Genomic DNA, 17440 nt, shown 5'->3' on the forward strand with positions numbered 1-17440 from the left:
AACGCTTCGGATGGGCGCTAGGCTGTTCCGGTGATCACCAAGCGCGTGACGAAGCTCGCGGACGGCCGCGACCTCTTCTACTTCGACGACGCCGACTCGACGCTGCCCGCAGAACGCAGCATCGACGAGCGCGTGCTCGACCCGCGGCCCGAGACCGCGCGGATGCGGCAGGACGTCCTGACGGGCGAGTGGGTTTCGATCGCGGCGTCCCGGCAGAACCGGGTGTTCCTGCCGCCGGCCGACCAGGACCCGCTCGCACCCCAGAGCCCGGCCAACCCGTCCGAGATCCCGAGCCGCTACGACGTCGCCGTGTTCGAGAACCGCTCGCCGTCGTTCGGCCCGCTGCTCGAAGCCGACGACGCCCCCGAGTCGCTCGAGTCCCTGAGCGACGTCGGCCTGAACCGCCAGCTCCGCTCGGTCGGCCGGTGCGAGGTCGTGTGCTTCTCGCCCGAGACGTCCGGGTCCTTCGCCTCCATCTCCGAGTCGCGTGCCCGCACCGTCGTCGAGGCCTGGGCCGACCGCACCGCCGCACTCTCCGCGATGCCGGGCATCCAGCAGGTGTTCCCCTTCGAGAACCGGGGCGAGGCGATCGGCGTCACGCTGCACCACCCGCACGGGCAGATCTACTCGTACCCGTACATCACGCCGCGCACCCAGCGCCTGCTCGCGAGCATCGAACGGTTCGGTCCGGACCTGTTCGAGCAGCACCTCGCGAACGAGCGGGGTTCCGAGCGGGTCGTCCTCGCTGGCGAGCACTTCACCGCCTTCGTCCCGTTCGCCGCGCGCTGGCCCATCGAGATCCACATGCTGCCGCACCGCCACGTCCCCGACTTCGCCGGTCTGACCGACGCCGAGAAGGACGAGCTGGCGCACATGCACCTCCGGCTCACGCGTGGGCTCGATGCGCTCTACGGCGACCCGACGCCGTACATCGCCGCGTGGCACCAGGCACCGGTGCACACCGCCCGCGACACCGTGCGGCTGATGCTGCAGATCACCTCGCCGCGACGTGCGGCGGACAAGTTGAAGTTCCTGGCCGGCAGCGAAGCCGCCATGGGCGCCTGGATCGGGGACCTCGTGCCCGAGAAGGCGGCCGAGTTCATCCGACAGGGAGTCGAGCGCGCATGACGTTCCAGCAGGTCTACGGGTACGAGCCGACGGTGCGGTACTCCGCCCCGGGTCGCGTCAACCTGATCGGTGAGCACACCGACTACAACGACGGCTACGTGCTGCCCTTCGCGATCGACCGTCGCACCACCGCCTCCATCGCGCAGCGCGACGACCGGACCATCCGTGTCGCCTCCGCCTTCGACGCCTCGAGCGAGCCGATGGCGCTGTCCCTCGACGATCTGTCGCCCGAGGCCATGGACGGCTGGTCGGCGTACGTCTTCGGCATCGCCTGGTCCCTGCGCGAGCAGGCCGGTGCCGATCTGAGCGACAAGACCGGGTTCGACGTCTTCATCGAGTCCGACGTGCCGGTCGGTGCGGGCCTGTCGTCGAGTGCCGCGATCGAGTGCGGTGTCGCGCTGGCGTTCAACGACCTGTGGGAACTCGGCCTCGACCGGAAGACCCTGGCGCGGGTCGGGCAGTACTCGGAGAACCACGCCGTCGGTGCCCCCACCGGCATCATGGACCAGTCCGCCTCGCTGCTCGGCCAGCAGGACGCCGTCGTGTTCCTCGACTGCCGCACGCTCGACACCGCCGTCGTCGACCTGGCGCTCGAGGCGAACGGGCTCGAGGTCCTGGTGATCGACACCCGCGTCGAGCACGCCCACGCGACCGGTGGCTACGCGGCTCGTCGGGCCTCCTGCGAGAAGGGTGCGCGGGTGCTCGGTGTCGAGGCACTGCGTGACGTCAGCGTCGAGGACCTGCCTCGTGCGCAGGAGCTCCTGGACGACGAGACCTTCCGCCGGGTCCGGCACATCGTGACCGAGGACCAGCGCGTCCTCGACACCGTCCGCACGCTGCGCGAACAGGGTCCCCGGGCGATCGGTTCCCTGCTCGTCGCGTCGCACGAATCGATGCGTGACGACTTCGAGATCTCCGTGCCGGAGCTCGACCTGGCCGTCGCGACCGCCGTCGAGCACGGTGCCGTCGGTGCCCGCATGACCGGTGGTGGGTTCGGCGGTGCGGCGATCGCGCTGGTCGACCAGGAGTCACGCGGGGCGATCACCGCCGCCGTCACCGCCGCCTTCGCCGACGCCGGGTACCGCGATCCGAACGTGTTCACGGTGCACGCCGCGCAGGGCGCCCGGCGCGACTGACGGCTGCGGCGGGCTCGGCCGCTCGGCCGCTCGACGTTTCGCGCTCAGCGACAGGTCACGCGGCGATCAGCCCGTGGACTGTCGCTCAGCGCGAAAGAACGGCAGCACCCGACCGCAGCGCGCCCCCGCCTGCTCAGCCGAGGTAGTCCGCGTACCGGACGTACTCCACCACGTTCCCGAGCACGAACGGGTGCGTCTGACCGTGCTCCACGGCCCACTCCACCCACGCGGTCTGCGCCGGCATGAGCAACCACACCAAGGCGGTGGTCCCGAGCACGGCCGCCAGGGTCAGGCCCATCACGGTGTGCTCGTCGAAGCGGGCTGCACCTCGGCGGGCGATCGCGACGACGAACCCGGCGACCGCGAACCCCACCGTCGCGAGCGTCCACCCGAACCAGGGGCCCGACGTGAACGTGTACTCCTGGCCGGCGTGCGCGAGTGTCATCGACCAGGTCGACCCCGGAGCCTGGAACAGCACGCAGAGCGCCACGATCACGATGAGCCACCGGGCGTCCTTGGTCAGTTGCGACGGCTCGGGCCGGGCTCGCATCACCGGCGTCGTCTGCAGTCGTTCGTCCCCCATGCCGCGACCGTAGCACCGGCTGGGCGCACTTCGTGAGCAGCAGTGGTCGGGTGCGATGACGCCACCCGACCATTGCTGCTCACCATCGGCGCGCGACCGCCACGCTACGACAGCTGGCGCTCGGCGGCCTCGACGACGTTCTTCATGAGCATCGCGCGGGTCATCGGCCCGACACCACCGGGGGTCGGCGACAGGAAGCCCGCGACCGACGCGACGGCGGGGTCGACGTCGCCGTGCAGCTTCGCCTTGCCGGTCTCCTCGTTGACCACGCGGGTGATCCCCACGTCGATGACGGCAGCTCCGGGCTGGACCCAGTCCGGCTTGACGAGCCCGGCGACCCCGGCTGCGGCGACGATGATGTCGGCGCGACGGCACTCCGCGGCGACGTCGGCGGTCAGCGAGTGCGTCAGGGTCGCGGTCGCCTCGAGCCGCGTGAGGAGCAGGCCGAGCGGTCGTCCGACGGTCAACCCCTGCCCGATGATCGTGACGTGTGCGCCGCGGATGGGGATCTCGTACGCGTCGAGCATCGCGACGATGCCCCGAGGGGTGCACGGCAGCGGTGCATCGATCGTGCCGGCACCACCGGGCACGGCGAGCACCAGCTCGCCGAGGTTCGTCGGGTGCAGGCCGTCGGCGTCCTTCGACGGGTCCATCAGCTCGAGCATCGGCGTCGGGTCGATGCCCTGCGGCAGCGGGAGCTGCACGATGAACGCGGTGACCCGGGGGTCGTCGTTCATCTGCAGGATCGCGGCCCGGATGTCGGCAGCGGACGCCGTCTCGGGCAGGTCGATGCGGTGCGAGTCGAGCCCGATCGACGCCGAGTCGCGGTGCTTGCCCGCGACGTAGGACATCGAGCCGGGGTTCGAGCCGACCATGATCGTGCCGAGACCCGGACGGATGCCGTGCTCGTGCAGGCGGTCGATCCGGCCCCGGAGTTCGTCGAGCGTCCGGGCGGCGAGGGCCGTGCCGTCGATGCGGACGGCACTCCCTTCACCGGCCCAGAGCTCGCGCGGGAGCGCCGCGCTGACCGAACCGCTCACGCGTAGAGCGGGAACGCGTCGGTCAGGACCTTCACGCGGGCCGAGAGCGCTGCGACGTCCGGGTTCGGCATGAGGGTCAGCGCGATGATGTCGGCCACCTCGGTGAACTCGGCGTCGCCGAATCCGCGGGTCGCCAGCGCCGAGGTGCCGATGCGGACACCCGAGGTGACCATCGGCGGGCGCGGGTCGAACGGCACGGAGTTGCGGTTCACGGTGATGCCGACCTCGTGCAGCAGGTCTTCGGCCTGCTTGCCGTCGACCTCGGACGCGCGCAGGTCGACGAGCACCAGGTGCACGTCGGTGCCGCCGGTGAGCACGTCGATGCCTGCAGCCTTGGCGTCGTCAGCGGTCAGACGGGCGGCGAGGGCCTGGGCACCGCGGATCGTGCGCTCCTGGCGGTCCTTGAACTCCGGGGTGCCGGCGAGCAGGAACGCGGTGGCCTTCGCGGCGATCACGTGCATGAGCGGGCCGCCCTGCTGGCCCGGGAAGACCGCGGAGTTCAGCTTCTTGAACAGGGTCTCGTCGTTCGACAGGATGATGCCCGAGCGGGGGCCACCGAGGGTCTTGTGGACCGTCGACGAGACGACGTGCGCGTGCGGCACCGGGGACGGGTGCAGACCGGCGGCGACGAGGCCGGCGAAGTGCGCCATGTCGACCCAGAGCTTCGCGCCGACCTCGTCCGCGATCTCGCGGAACTTCGCGAAGTCGAGCTGGCGCGGGTAGGCGGACCAACCGGCGATCAGGACCTTCGGCTGGTGCTCGATGGCCTTGGCGCGGATGTCCTCGTAGTCGACCTCGAACGTCTCGGGGTCGACGCCGTACGCCACGGCGTTGTAGATGCGGCCCGAGAAGTTGAGCTTCATGCCGTGGGTCAGGTGACCGCCGTGGGCGAGTTCGAGGCCGAGGATGGTGTCGCCGGCCGAGGCGATGGCGTGCAGGACGGCCGCGTTCGCCGTGGCACCGGAGTGCGGCTGCACGTTCGCGTACTCGGCACCGAAGAGCGCCTTGGCACGGTCGATGGCGAGCTGCTCGGCGACGTCGACGTACTCGCAGCCGCCGTAGTAGCGCTTGCCCGGGTAGCCCTCGGCGTACTTGTTGGTGAGCACGGAGCCCTGCGACTCGAGCACGGCGCGCGGCACGAAGTTCTCGGACGCGATCATCTCGAGGGTGTCGCGCTGGCGGCCGAGCTCCTGCTGCAGGACGGCGGCGATCTCGGGGTCGACCTCGGTGAGCGGGGCGTTGAACGCGGCGCGGGCGGCGGCCTGCTCGGCCACCTCGGCCGAGTCGGAGACGAACGGGGGCAGATCGGCAATGGACACGGGACTCCTACGGTGTGCGGACGACCAGCTGGTCGCACTCGGACGGTCGGTCGGTGCAGCCCAGGCGTACGGCCGCGCACCGTGTCTTTGTCGCTCCCCGATGGTGACCCATCCAACGCCAGTCGCGACCTCACGATCGTACCGAGCCACCGCACCCTGTGTCACCCTGGATGCATGACGCTGCTCTCGCCCGACGTGGACGAACGGACCACCACGGACGAACGGACCAGTGCGCGGGCGGACACCCCGTGGGTCACGGTGGTGTGGGACGACCCGGTGAACCTGATGTCGTACGTCACCTACGTCTTCCAGCGGCACTTCGGGTTCTCGCGCGAGCAGGCCGAGCGGCTCATGCACCAGGTGAACGACGACGGCCGGGCGATCGTGGCGACGGGCCCGCGCGAGTCGATGGAGGCCCACGTGCAGTCCATGCACGGCTACGGGCTGCAGGCGACCGTCGACAAGGCCCCCGAAACGTGATCCCGTTCGTCCGCCGCGCCGACGGCGTCCACCTCGGCCTGTCCTCCGGCGAGCGCGACCTGCTCGCCTCGCTCACCGAGCAGCTGCGGCAGGTGCTCGGCGGTGACCTGTCCACCGACCCGATCAGCGAACGGATGTTCCCGGACGCCTACCCCGGCGACGACGAGGCGAGCGCGGAGTTCCGGAAGTACACGCAGTCCGACCTGCTCACGCAGAAGACGACGAACGCCTCGATCGTGCACGACTGGCTGACGGGCACCCGCGACGGTTCGCTCGACGTCGAGGACGAGCAGGCGTGGCTCCGCACCCTCACCGACCTGCGGCTGACGATCGCCGATCGGCTGGGCATCGAGGACGCCGACGACGAGGAACGCTCGGTCGAGGCCGACGCGGGCGTCGGCCTGCGCGACGTCTACGACTGGCTCGGCTACGTGCAGGAACACCTGGTCGTCACGCTCACGTCGCGCTGACGGCCACGGCCTGGAGGCTCGGATCACCTCCGGTGCGGCGGGTCACCCCAGCAGGTCGTCGCGGTGGGCTCGCGCCCAGTCGGCCAGGCTCCGGGGTGCGGTGCCGGTGATGCGCAGGACGTCGTCGCTCATCACGTCGACGCCGTCGAGGCCGCGGCGGACGACCCGGCCGAACTGCTGCCGGAGCCCCTCGGCCTGCCAGGCGGGCACCCCGCTCAGGCGCAGCACGCCGGCGTAGACCCGGCTCGGCAGGTGCAGGGCGCGCACGGGTCGGCCGAGCCCGGTGGCGAGCGCGGCGGCGACACCCCGCGCGTCGAGCAGATCCGGCCCGGTGAGCACCGGTTCGGTGCCGTCGTGGCCGTCCTCCGTCAGCACCCGGGCGGCGGTCCGGGCGATGTCCTCGGTGTCGATCCAGCCGATCACCCCGCGGCCGGTGGTGTGCGGGAACCACCCCCGTCGGATCGCCGGCGCCGAGGGCTGCACGTTCGTCATGAACGACGAGGGGTGCAGGATCGTCCACGCCAGCCCGCTCTCGCGCACCAGCCGGTCGATGTGCCAGGCGGCGCTCGCCCACGACATCGGGGAGTGCTCGGCGGCGTCCCCGCCCGACAGCTGCACGATCCGGCCGATCCCTGCACGCTGCGCCGCACGGACCCCGGTGGTGCCCTGCTCGCGCTGCCGCTGGCTGACCGGCGTCACGAGGAAGAACCGGTCGACCCCCTCGAGCGCCGCGGTGAGCGCGTCCTCGTCGTCCAGGTCGGCCAGACGTCCGTCGATGCCCCGCGCCCGGAGCGCGTCGACCTGTTCGGGCCGCCGGACCACGGCTCGCACCGTCACCCCGGCCGCCCGCAGCAGCTCCGCGGTCTTGCCCCCGACGTCCCCGGTCACGCCGGTGACCGCCACGATCTCGCCCATGTCTGCTCCTCGTCCCACTGATCCGTTTTAGTATCAGTTTCCTGATACCAGAACGTACGCCGGTACGATCGCCCCGTGCCCCAGGAACTCCCAGCCCCGAGCGACGACGTCGACGGCATCGTGGCGTGGACGGTGATCCGGGCCGCACGGACGCTCTCCCGGCGGCTCGCGGCCGAGCTGGCGCCGCTCGGGTTGACGCCCGTGGAGTTCGGGGCGCTCATCCAGCTCGCGGCGGCGGGCGAGCTCAGCCAGGCCGACCTGGCGCGAGCGGTCGGCGTCCGACCGCAGAGCATGACGACGCTCGTCGGGGGGCTCTCGACGCGGGGACTCGTGGAGCGGGGCGCCGCACCGGGCCGGGGACGGGCCTCCCGGATGCGGCTGACCGACCAGGGCGAGGCGCTGCTGGCACGCGCCCACCCGATCGTCCGGGCGAGCAACGCGTGGTTCGGCGACGGTGCGGAACCGATCTCGGCGACCCTGCTCCCGCTGCTCGAGCCGGACGCGGGCGACGACGGGTCCGCCGTTCCCTGAGCAACATCAGAAGGCAAACTTGCAAGGCGGGCTGGTGACAGACTAGCCTCCGGGCGTGACCGACACACCGGAGACCGACCCGACCGACCTGGCCGACGCCGTCCTGACGATGCACGGACGCCTGCGGCGGTCGTTGCTGGCCTCGAAGTCGGACGACGTCACGGCGTCGCAGACCGCCGCTCTCGGACGCCTGCTGCGGCACGGGCCGGCCACCATCGCCGACCTGGCCCGAGCCGAGGGTGTCCGACCGCAGTCGATGGGCGCGACCGTCCAGGCCCTGGTCGACCTCGGCCTGGCCGAGCGGCAGCCCGATCCGACGGACGGCCGGCGGTCGATCGTCAGCGCGACGGCGGCCGGTCGGGACGCCCGCCAGGCCGCCTGGGCCGCGCGGAACCGCGAGCTCGCCGAGCGGCTCGCGACCCTGCCCGAGGCGGACCGCCGCGTCGTCGCGCGGGCGATGGACCTGCTCGGGCCGATCGTCGATCCCTGATCCGCGCACCCCTCGTCCCATCCTGCAACCGGAAGAAGCGCCCTCACGTCCACCACCACGACCCCCGACACGACCACGGGCAGCGGCTTCGGCCCGAAGCTCCTCATCCCGGTGCTCGTCGGGCCCCTGCTCAACCCGATCAACACCACGATGGTGTCGGTCGCCCTCACCCCGATCTCCCGTGACCTGGGCATCGGTGCGGCGCAGGCGATCTGGCTCGTCGCGGCCCTGTACCTGGCGAGTGCGATCGCGCAGCCCACGATGGGCAAGCTCGCCGACCGGTTCGGCCCGAAGAAGGTGTTCCTGACCGGGCTCGTCGTCGTCGGGATCGCCGGGGTGGTGCCCGAGGTGCTGACCGGGTTCGGCGGCGCCGTGTTCGCCCGGGTGCTCATCGGCATCGGGACGTCGTCGGCGTACCCGGCGGCACTCACCACGCTCCGGCAGCACTCCGTCCGGATCGGGAAGCCCACGCCGCCGCTCGTGCTCGGGGCGCTGTCGATCACGTCGCTCGTGTCCGCTGCCGCCGGCCCACCGCTCGGCGGGGCGCTCATCGCCGCGTTCGGCTGGCACGCGATCTTCCTGGTGAACGTGCCGCTCGCGGTGTTCGGCATCGTCGTGGCGACGCTCTGGCTGCCGTCCGACCGACTGCGTCCGCGCGACGACGCGGAGTTACCGGTACTGCAGGCGCTCGACCCGCTCGGCATGGTGCTGATGACCGGGACCGTCTCGGCGCTGCTCGTCTTCCTGCTCGACCTGTCCGCCGGGCTGTGGTGGCTGCTCGCGGTGGCCGTCGTGCTGCTCGGCGCCCTGGTGGCGTGGGAGCTCCGGGCCGTGCGACCGTTCGTCGACGTACGGCTGCTCGCCCGGAACGGCGCGTTGTCCCGCACGTACGGCCGCCTGTTCCTGACGTACCTGCTCGCCTACACGATGACCTACGGGTTCTCGCAGTGGGTGCAGGACGTCGCGGGCTACCCGAGCGACGTCGCCGGGTACATCCAGCTGCCGGCCGCGATCGTCGCCGGGGTGGCCTCGTTCGTGGTCGCACGCAAGACGGCGATCCGCGGGCCACTCGTCGTCGCCGCACTGGTGCCGATCGTCGGCGGTGTGCTCCTGCTCTTCCTGCACACCGGGTCGCCCGTCGTCCTGCTCGCCCTGACCCCGGCGCTGTTCGGGGTGCCACAGGCCCTGGCGTCGGTGTCGAACCAGGCGGCGCTGTACCGGCTCGTCCCCGCGGAGTACATCGGCACCGCGGCCGGGCTGTCCCGCACCGCGGTGTACATCGGGGCGATCGCGGCGTCCTCGCTCATCGGTGGCGTGTTCGGCCAGGCCCCGACGACGCCGGACCTGCACGTGCTGGCGTGGGTGATCCTCGGCGTCGCGGTGCTCCTGACGGTGCTGACCCTGGCGGACCGCCGCCTGCGGGACGCCGACGCCGGGCGCCCCACTACCGCCGCGCCCGACGCTGCGCCCGCGCCTGACGCTTCGTGAGCACGAATGGTCGAGTCGCCGCGACGCACTCGACCATTCCTGCTCACGAAGCACCTCCCCCGCGGCCGGTACCCTGATCCGGTGACCGACCCGACCCCCACGCACTGGACCCTGACGCTCGTCTGCGACGACCAGCCCGGGATCGTGCACGCCGTCTCCGGAGCGATCGTCGCCGCCCAGGGCAACATCACCGAGTCGCAGCAGTTCTCCAGCGCCGACACGAACACGTTCTTCATGCGGCTGCAGGTGATGGCGCCGGTGGACCGCGCCGCTTTCGAGGCAGCGCTCGCCCCCGTCGCCGCCCGCTACGACGCCCGCGTCCAGCTCGACGTCGTCGGGCGTCCGCTGCGCACCCTCGTGCTGGTGTCGAAGGCGGGCCACTGCCTGAACGACCTGCTCTACCGGCAGCGCGGTGGACAGCTGCCGATCGAGGTCCCCCTCGTGCTGTCGAACCACGCGGACCTGTCCGAGCTCGCCGCGTTCTACTCCGTGCCGTTCGAGCACCGCCCGGTCACCGACGCCGAGTCGAAGGAGCAGATGGAGCGACGCGTGCTGCAGGCGGTGGAGGAGCACGACATCGAGCTCGTCGTCCTCGCCCGCTACATGCAGATCCTGTCGCCCGAGCTCTGCGCCGCGCTCGAGGGCCGTGCCGTCAACATCCACCACTCGTTCCTGCCCGGCTTCAAGGGCGCGAACCCGTACCGGCAGGCGCACGCCCGCGGGGTGAAGCTCATCGGGGCGACCGCGCACTTCGTGACCAGCGACCTCGACGAGGGCCCGATCATCGAGCAGAACGTCGTCCGCGTCGACCACACCAAGGAACCGGCCGAGCTGGTGTCCATCGGGCAGGACGAGGAGTCCCGCACGCTCACCCAGGCGGTGCGCTGGATCGCGGAGGACCGCGTCCTGCTCGACGGCGCCCGCACCATCATCTTCAAGTAGGCAGCACCATGACCAACGCCCCGCAGTCCCCCGTCGACTGGGAATCGGTTCCCGACCCGGCAGCCGTCCGGCAGCCGCGACGGCGATTCGAGGCCTGGATGGTCCTGCGGATCGCCGTGATGGTGTTCGGCCTGCTGTCCCTGGCCTTCTGGGGCTACTGGTCGTGGCAGCTCCCGCTCCCCGGCTACCTGTTCATGGTCGGCGCCCCGCTGTTCGCCGCGGTCGTCTGGTACTTCTTCCGGTCGCCGCGGTCCCCGATCGAGACCGACATCGTCGGCAAGACCATCGTCGAGGTCGCCCTGGTCGTCGCCGCAGGCGCGACCTGGATCTCCATCGGGCACCCGGTCGTCGGGATCGTCTTCATCGTGATCGCCGCCCTGAGCGGCCTGATCGCGTTCCGCATGGAGACCGCATGAGCACCACGGGCCTCCAGACCGGCCAGGAGGCCCAGCGCACGCTGGTCCGCGCAGCCCGCGTCGTCGACGCAGCCGGCACCACGGCCGACGGCTGGGTCCTGGTCGTCGGCGACACGATCCACGCGACCGGCTCCGGCCCCGAGGCCCCCGCCGCCGACCGGGTCGTCGACCTGGGCGACGCGGTCCTGACGCCCGGCTTCGTGGACCTGCACGGGCACGGTGGGGCGACCGAGGCGTACGAAGACGACTCGTTCGACCGTTCGCTCGCGATGCACCGTTCGCACGGCACGACCCGCTCCGTCCTGTCGCTCGTTGCGAACCCGGTCCCCGCCCTCACGGCGTCGCTGGCCCGCGTCCGCGCCGTGATGGCGAGCGACCCGCTCGTGCTCGGCGTGCACCTGGAGGGACCGTTCCTGTCCCCGCACAACAAGGGTGCGCACAACGAGTCGTTCCTGATCGACCCGACACCCGCCGCGGTCGACGCGCTGCTCGAAGCGGGCGAGGGCGTCATCCGCCAGGTCACGATCGCGCCCGAGCTGCCCGGAGCCCTCGACGCCGTCCGCCGGTTCGTCGCGGCCGGCGTCACGGTCGCCGTCGGCCACACGGTCGGCACGTACGACCAGGCCCGTGCCGCCTTCGACGCCGGGGCGACGATCCTGACCCACGCGTGCAACGCGATGCCCGGGCTGCACCACCGCGCACCGGGGCCGATCGGCGCTGCCGTGGCGGACGACCGTGTGACGCTCGAGCTCATCCTGGACGCCGTGCACGTGCACCCGGTCGTGGCGGAGACGCTCTTCCGGGCGACGCCGGGTCGTGTGGCGCTGATCACCGATGCGATGGGTGCCGCCGGCGCTGCGGACGGGTCGTACCGGCTCGGGTCGCTCGACGTCACGGTGACCGACGGCGTCGCACACGTGGCGGGGACGGAGACCATCGCGGGGTCGACGCTGACGCAGGACGTGGCGCTCCGCAACGCGGTCTCGCTCGCCGGGCGGACCCTGCCCGAGGCCGTGGCGGCGCTGACGAGCGTGCCGGCCGGCGCGCTGGGGCTCGGCGACCGTCTGGGTCGGCTGGCGCCGGGGTTCGCCGCCGACCTGGTGGCGCTGTCGCCGTCGCTCGAGGTCGAGCGCGTCTGGGGCGGCGGGCGCGAGCTGCGCTGAAGCGCGCACGGCGCAGACGGCTCGCTCGGACACGTCACGGCAGGTCGGTCGGGCGGGGGTTGAGGGGCTCACCGAACCGTGGGGCCCGGCCCGGGACGCAGTGCCCGTCGATGGACACGTCCGCGTACGAATCGAACGCCTGGAAGAAGATGGCGAACCCGTCTGCTGCTGTCCCACCGAGGTACCCCTTCGGGTAGCTGATGACCGTCCGCTCCGGCGAGAGTTCCGTGTCGTGCTGAACACGCGCGCCCTCGTACCCGATGTTCGCGAGTGCCCTCGCGACTCCTTCGGCAACCTGATCGGGCGTGCCCGGGAGCGGAAGTCTCCGGGTGCTCGCGTAGGTGTACTGCGCAGCGTCCTCGCCATCACCTCCGCAGAGGTTCCACCCTGGGTCCTCGTCACCCCAACCCTCCTGCCCGACGACCGAGCGCACGGCGGCGAAGATGTCCAGGACGTCCTGGTGCGACTGTTCGACGTTCATCGACGTGTCCTTCTGCATCGGGGAGTGCGGGACGGGGCCGGTGCACCCGGCAAGGAGCGCGGTGACCACCAGGGCTCCGGCGAGGGCGGCGCCCCGCGGTTCAGAGCATCGGGTCACCGGTGCCCCCGGTCTGCCAGCCGTACATGAGCCAGTCGTCCTTGGTCTGCTGCCGCATCCGATCGAAGGGGCCGCCGCGCTCCGGGATCTCGTCTCCGAGTCCCATCGCCGCTCGTGCAGCGTTGTGCTGGGCGGTGGTCCCGTTGTCGAAGTAGGAGTACCTGCCGTCGTCGTCATCGCCGTCGAACGGCCCGTGGCGGGTGACGCCGTGCAGGGTGCCCGACCCACGACCCTCGGTCTCGGAGCTGAACGCGTGCGCGTCCCACGTGGACTCGGTCGGGTCACGCCGACCGGACAGGTTCTGCCCGGTGACGGCCCAGCCGTCCTTCGCGCCCTGGCTGGCGAAGACCTGCCCCTCGGGCACGTGCAGCGCGGACGCGTTCGGTACGGCGTCCGTCACACCGGCCGAGCCGAGCAGCACCACGTGGTCGGCGTGGGTCTTCGTCAGGGCGATGGTCGCCACGGTCGTGCCGTAGGAGTGCCCCATGACGGTCAGGTCGGCGTCCCGCCCGGCAGCCGCTCGTGCCGCGTGGAACCCGTCGAGGTCGGCGACGAGTCGCTCGGCGCCCGCTCGCGCTCGGTCGTCCGCCAGGACGGTCCGGAAGGACGGGTCGTCGGCCATCGGCGGGTGGTAGCCGATCCAGGACACGACGGCGATGTCACTGCGGCGGATCCCAGCCACACGGGCCTCCTCACGACGCATCCCGCGGGCGATCGCGCTGTAGTCCTGCACCGTGCCGTCCTGGTACGTCGCGGTGTTCATGCCCGGCACGATGACGCTGACGTGCGTGGCACGGTCGAGGTCGCCGGCGACGATCTGCGCGAGCGGAGGTCGGTCATCGATGAGCGACACCAGTGACACGGTGCTGGCCGCGAGGGTGTCCTGGATGTTCCGGTAGGCGTCGCGCTGCCGTTCCCAGACGAGCAGCTGCTCCCGCGCCTTCGCCGCTTCGGCCGGGTTCCGGGCCGCGTCGTGCCGTCCACGCCAGTGGCGGACCTGCTTCCGCGCGTGTGCGAGCCGGTCAGCCAACACCGTCGTGTTCGCCCGTGCCCGCGCCCAGGAAGCGACGCCGTTCAGGGTGCCGATGACCGCCGGCATCGCCGCGACGAACGCCCGCTGGACCGCGGACGGCACACCGTCGACGCCCGACATCGCCTGCCACCACCCGGCCACCTGCGCAGGGTCGAGTCCGGCGAGCCGCTTGGCGACCCGTGCGTCGTCACCGAGCGCGGCGACGGTCTCCGGGTCGAGCGTGCCGAGCCAGGTGAGGAACTGCCCGTCACTCATCGCGGACACGACCGTGGCGGAGACCAGCTTGCCGAGCACCGCCCGGTCCTCGAGGGCGGAGGCTGCCGCTCGGTCGGCTGCGGCTCGGCGGGCGACGAGCTCGTCCCACTGCGCCGCCAGCCGAGCATCCAGCCCGGCCAACCACTCGCCGCTGCGCTCCAGCTGCTGCAGGAGCGCACGGTCCGACTCGACCGCATCCGGTCCGGACGCCACCACGGTGGCATCGCGGATCGCCCGCTCGTTGGCCGCGATGTCGTCCGCGGTGTTCCGCCGGGTCGTCTGCAGGCTCGCGGCGTCGTCCTGGATCTCCCGCACCTGGCGCGCGTAGGTGGCGAGTGCGGCCGACGCCGCGTCCAGCCGCGCCGCGACGCGCTGGGCACTCGCCGGCATCGCCGCCGCCGTCACGAGGAACCGCTGTTGCGCCCGCCCCGCCCAGCCGGACGCCGCGTGCTCCGCGGCGACGAGCACGTGCCGGGCGCCGTCACGGACCGTGTCCGAGTGGTCGTCGTGCCGACGGGCGATCCGCTGGATGCCGTCCGGGTCGCCCGCGACGGGGTCCGCGCTCACCGGACCCGCCGGGCGAGGTCGGCATCCGCACGCAGGACCGCTTCGGCGGCCGCGGTCACGTACTCGCGCAGCGTGTCCGCGTCGTCACCGAGGGAACGGATCATCGCGTCGTGCGCCCTGGCCGACGCGACGAACGCGGACTCGACCGCCCCCGAGCCGAACGCACCGCCGTCCGAGTCGGACAACGGGCGCTCAGAGCGGAGGTCGGTGACCGCCTGCCCCGCCGCTCGCGCGACCGCCTGCATGGTCGGCAGATCGACCGTCAGATCCCCCATGGTGCCCCCTCGTGTTCCCCGAGGAGGTCAACATATCACCGCTGAAGTACGGTGTGTCAAGCGAACTCAGTGGTCGATCGGACGCCCCCGCTCGCCGCTCGCCCAGCTCGTGTCCGCCGCGTCCCCGACCCGCAGGGACAATGCGCCGCCCCGCGTCACGAACGACGCCGGCACCCAGGACCGCTCGTGCGTCCACCCGTTCAACCGCGCGCCCTGCACGTACGGTTCGGTCCCCGAGGACCGGATGACGATCCGCTCGCCGCTGGAGCGCCGGATGTCGACCGTGCTGAACGTCGGGCTGCCGACGAGCATCTCCGCTCGCCCGGGCGTCTGCGGGAACAGGCCGATCGAGGCGAAGACGTACCAGGCGCTCATGGTGCCGAGGTCGTCGTTGCCCGGCAGGCCGCCTGGGCCGGTCGAGTAGGCGTCGTCCACGACCTGCCGCACGGTCTCCTGCGTCTTCCAGGGCTTGCCGAGCGCGTTGTACATCCACGGCGTGTGGATGTCGGGCTCGTTCGTCGGGTCGAACTTCGTGGCGTCGCCACCGGTCACCGCGAACGCACCGGTGCTGTCGTGGAAGAACTCGTCGAGCCGAGCGGTTGCGGCGTCGTCACCGCCGAGCGCGCTCGACAGGCCCCGCACGTCCTGCGGCACGAGCCAGGTGTACTGCGCGCTGGTGCCCTGTGCGAACCCGGTGCCGGTCGAGGGCGACCAGTCGGGCGTCCACGATCCGTCGGCCTGACGAGCAGCCTGGTAGCCGACGGCGGCGTTGAAGGTGTTCTTCCAGTAGGTCCCCCGCTCCGCGAACATCCGGGCGTCCGACCGCAGCCCGAGGGAACCCGCCCAGTACCCGAGCGCGCTGTCGGAGATCGAGTCCTCGAGAGTCTCGGCCGCACCACCCCAGCAGGAGCAGTCGTCGTTCGCCGCGTACTGGCGCTCCAGGTACTCGTCGAGTGCGGGCCGCTGCGCCAGGCACTGCCCCGGGCACCCGATGTCGCTCTCGGCGTCCGCGTTCTCGGCCGTCGCCTGGCGCTTGAGCGAGGCGTAGGCGGCCCGGACGTCGAAGTTCCGGACGCCCATCGCGTACCAGGTGGCGAGCGTCGCGGCCGAGGGGTCGCCGGTCATCACGTGCGTCGGCGCTCCGAGGTGCAGCCACCGGTCCCACACCCCGCCGTTCTGCTCGGCGAACCGCAGCATCGACTGCGCCATGTCCCCGGCGACGTCCGGCCGCAGCAAGGCCAGCAGCTGGATCTGCGCCCGGTACTGGTCCCACCCGGAGTACGTGCCGTAGACGGCCCGGTGTCCGCGGTCCATCCGGTGCACGCGCAGGTCGGGCCCGAGGTAGCGCCCGTCGCGGTCGTTCAGCGTGTTCGGCTGCATGAGTGCGTGGTAGACCGACGTGTACAGCTGGGTGGTCCGGTCCGCCGTGCCGCCACCGACGCGCAGGCGCGACAGTTCACGGTTCCAGGAGGCCCGCGTGCCGGCCGCCACGCTGGCGACGGTCGAGCGCTTGGTCACCTCACCGTCACGGTTCGCGACCGCTCCGGCCGCGCTCACGTACGAGATGCCGATCTTCGCCTGCACCGTCGCTCCGCGACGCGCATCGAACCCGACCCACGCGCCGGAGCCGCGTCCGGCGCGGTCGGCGCCGGTCAGGTAGCCCTCCCCACCGGAGGAGGACGTGCCTCCAGGCTGGACCGTGCCGTCCTTCCAGGTGCCGGTGCTCGCGAACGCCGTGTCGAAGGTCGCGGTGAAGTAGAGGCGGTAGTAGCTGCGGCGGTCCGGGTTGGTGGCGCCGCCGCCGTTCGCGCGGCGGCTGCAGAAGCCGCCGGTCAGGACGCTGCCGCTGACCGTGCGGGTGCGGGGGTCGACGCGGGTGACCGCGGCCTCGCTGCCGTTGATCGAGTTCGACGTGCGGAAGAGCAGGTTCGCGTCCTTGCCGGCCGGGAACGTGAACGCGCCGACGCCGGCACGGGTGGTCACGGCCAGGTCGGTGCGGACGCCGTTGTCGAGCGTGACGCCGTAGCGGCCGGGGCTCGCGGACTCCTGGTCGTGCGAGTACCCGGCGGCGTAGACGGCGTCCTTCGAGTCGGCTGACGGCGAGGTCGTGACCGGGGTCGTGACCGGCATGATCGGCACGTCTCCCGCGGCACCCGGCGCACACCCGGCACCGTTCAGGTGCGTCAGGCTGAAGCCGCGCAGCCGGTTCACGTCGTACGAGTAGCCGTTCGCGACCGGGGTCGACGTCTGGTCACCCGCGGTGCCCGTGGGGCTCCACTGCATCATGCCGAATGGCGCGGTGGCCCCGGGCCAGGTGTTGCCGTTGTTGCTCGTGCCGATGAAGGGGTCGACGTACCGCGCGGGATCGCTGACGGTGCGCCCGGCCTGCGTCGAGGGCGTGGCCACGGCCGGCGCGGCGACGATCGCCGTGCCCAGCAGTGCGGCGATCGTGGCCACCGCGGCGAGCGGGAGCGGACGGACGAGCGGGCGACGGTGCACGCGAGATCGGTTCACGTCCGTGACGCTAGCCCCCTCGGACGGGGGACGCCGCCCGCGTCACCGAGCGCTCTCCCGCTGTTCACGTCGGGTTCGGCGTCGGGCCCCGCCCCGC

At 72.0% G+C, this 17440-nt stretch carries 18 protein-coding genes and 1 riboswitch; of the genes, 10 read left to right on the top strand and 8 right to left on the bottom strand.

Annotated features, from left to right (window positions below; genetic code table 11):
* Positions 1 to 30 precede the first annotated feature (30 nt).
* Together galT and galK are read left to right on the top strand one after the other, a co-directional pair.
* Complete coding sequence (galT, locus tag DEI96_RS15980; RefSeq protein ID WP_027466639.1) at positions 31 to 1128, top strand: galactose-1-phosphate uridylyltransferase; 1098 nt, start codon at positions 31 to 33, stop codon at positions 1126 to 1128.
* Positions 1125 to 2264 carry a galactokinase gene (galK, locus tag DEI96_RS15985; RefSeq protein ID WP_111024118.1) on the top strand — a complete coding sequence of 380 codons (1140 nt, stop codon included), beginning with the start codon at positions 1125 to 1127 and terminating at the stop codon, positions 2262 to 2264. Before galT ends, galK begins: the two co-directional genes overlap by 4 nt.
* Before the next feature lie 133 nt (positions 2265 to 2397).
* On the opposite strand, the gene DEI96_RS15990 is transcribed toward galK, so the two are convergent.
* The 3 genes from DEI96_RS15990 to glyA all read right to left on the bottom strand — a co-directional run bounded on the left by DEI96_RS15990 (position 2398) and on the right by glyA (position 5161).
* Positions 2398 to 2847: a hypothetical protein gene (locus DEI96_RS15990; RefSeq protein WP_111024117.1), complete on the bottom strand. Its 450-nt coding sequence runs from the start codon at positions 2845 to 2847 to the stop codon at positions 2398 to 2400.
* A gap of 104 nt (positions 2848 to 2951) precedes the next feature.
* Positions 2952 to 3887, bottom strand: a complete 936-nt coding sequence (locus DEI96_RS15995) for a tetrahydrofolate dehydrogenase/cyclohydrolase catalytic domain-containing protein (protein WP_071404707.1) — start codon at positions 3885 to 3887, stop codon at positions 2952 to 2954.
* A complete protein-coding gene (glyA, locus tag DEI96_RS16000) occupies positions 3884 to 5161 on the bottom strand; it encodes a serine hydroxymethyltransferase (RefSeq protein ID WP_111024151.1) in 1278 nt (425 codons plus the stop codon). Before glyA ends, DEI96_RS15995 begins: the two co-directional genes overlap by 4 nt.
* Before the next feature lie 96 nt (positions 5162 to 5257).
* Positions 5258 to 5342: riboswitch (ZMP/ZTP riboswitch) on the bottom strand.
* A 38-nt stretch (positions 5343 to 5380) separates the two neighbouring features.
* On the opposite strand from glyA, the gene clpS reads away from it, so the two are divergent.
* The gene (gene clpS, locus DEI96_RS16005; RefSeq protein ID WP_111024116.1) at positions 5381 to 5686 is read left to right on the top strand and encodes an ATP-dependent Clp protease adapter ClpS; all 306 of its coding nucleotides are present in this window, start codon (positions 5381 to 5383) and stop codon (positions 5684 to 5686) included.
* Positions 5683 to 6156 (top strand): DUF2017 family protein, encoded by a 474-nt coding sequence (locus tag DEI96_RS16010; protein WP_111024115.1) that lies wholly within the window; start codon positions 5683 to 5685, stop codon positions 6154 to 6156. Before clpS ends, DEI96_RS16010 begins: the two co-directional genes overlap by 4 nt.
* A gap of 42 nt (positions 6157 to 6198) precedes the next feature.
* Here DEI96_RS16010 and DEI96_RS16015 read toward each other — a convergent pair whose 3' ends face one another.
* A complete protein-coding gene (locus tag DEI96_RS16015; protein ID WP_111024114.1) occupies positions 6199 to 7071 on the bottom strand; it encodes an NAD(P)H-binding protein in 873 nt (290 codons plus the stop codon).
* Positions 7072 to 7146: 75 nt separating this feature from the next.
* Here DEI96_RS16015 and DEI96_RS16020 point away from each other — a divergent pair, with 75 nt between their 5' ends.
* The 6 genes from DEI96_RS16020 to nagA all read left to right on the top strand — a co-directional run bounded on the left by DEI96_RS16020 (position 7147) and on the right by nagA (position 12101).
* Positions 7147 to 7602, top strand: a complete 456-nt coding sequence (locus DEI96_RS16020) for a MarR family winged helix-turn-helix transcriptional regulator (RefSeq protein ID WP_111024113.1) — start codon at positions 7147 to 7149, stop codon at positions 7600 to 7602.
* Positions 7603 to 7657: 55 nt separating this feature from the next.
* Positions 7658 to 8092 (top strand): MarR family winged helix-turn-helix transcriptional regulator, encoded by a 435-nt coding sequence (locus DEI96_RS16025; protein WP_220039132.1) that lies wholly within the window; start codon positions 7658 to 7660, stop codon positions 8090 to 8092.
* Positions 8093 to 8203: 111 nt separating this feature from the next.
* Positions 8204 to 9580, top strand: a complete 1377-nt coding sequence (locus tag DEI96_RS16030) for an MFS transporter (RefSeq protein WP_111024112.1) — start codon at positions 8204 to 8206, stop codon at positions 9578 to 9580.
* Positions 9581 to 9661: 81 nt separating this feature from the next.
* Positions 9662 to 10522 carry a formyltetrahydrofolate deformylase gene (gene purU, locus DEI96_RS16035; protein WP_110861849.1) on the top strand — a complete coding sequence of 287 codons (861 nt, stop codon included), beginning with the start codon at positions 9662 to 9664 and terminating at the stop codon, positions 10520 to 10522.
* An 8-nt stretch (positions 10523 to 10530) separates the two neighbouring features.
* Positions 10531 to 10938 (top strand): YrdB family protein, encoded by a 408-nt coding sequence (locus DEI96_RS16040; RefSeq protein ID WP_111024111.1) that lies wholly within the window; start codon positions 10531 to 10533, stop codon positions 10936 to 10938.
* Positions 10935 to 12101, top strand: a complete 1167-nt coding sequence (nagA, locus tag DEI96_RS16045) for an N-acetylglucosamine-6-phosphate deacetylase (protein WP_111024110.1) — start codon at positions 10935 to 10937, stop codon at positions 12099 to 12101. Before DEI96_RS16040 ends, nagA begins: the two co-directional genes overlap by 4 nt.
* A gap of 34 nt (positions 12102 to 12135) precedes the next feature.
* Here the strand turns inward: nagA and DEI96_RS16050 are convergent, their stop codons facing one another.
* From DEI96_RS16050 to DEI96_RS16065, 4 genes are all read right to left on the bottom strand, one after another.
* Positions 12136 to 12582, bottom strand: a complete 447-nt coding sequence (locus tag DEI96_RS16050; RefSeq protein WP_258372882.1) for a hypothetical protein — start codon at positions 12580 to 12582, stop codon at positions 12136 to 12138.
* A 100-nt stretch (positions 12583 to 12682) separates the two neighbouring features.
* Entirely contained in the window at positions 12683 to 14554 is a 1872-nt protein-coding gene (locus tag DEI96_RS16055) for an alpha/beta hydrolase (protein ID WP_111024108.1), read from the bottom strand.
* Positions 14551 to 14829 (bottom strand): hypothetical protein, encoded by a 279-nt coding sequence (locus DEI96_RS16060; protein ID WP_111024107.1) that lies wholly within the window; start codon positions 14827 to 14829, stop codon positions 14551 to 14553. The genes DEI96_RS16055 and DEI96_RS16060 overlap by 4 nt, the downstream gene beginning before the upstream one ends.
* Positions 14830 to 14895: 66 nt before the next feature.
* Positions 14896 to 17343: a GH92 family glycosyl hydrolase gene (locus tag DEI96_RS16065; RefSeq protein WP_258372881.1), complete on the bottom strand. Its 2448-nt coding sequence runs from the start codon at positions 17341 to 17343 to the stop codon at positions 14896 to 14898.
* Positions 17344 to 17440: the final 97 nt, after the last annotated feature.

Origin of the sequence: Curtobacterium sp. MCLR17_031 (assembly GCF_003234775.2) — a bacterium.
In the GTDB taxonomy this organism is placed as follows: Bacteria; Actinomycetota; Actinomycetes; order Actinomycetales; family Microbacteriaceae; genus Curtobacterium; species Curtobacterium flaccumfaciens.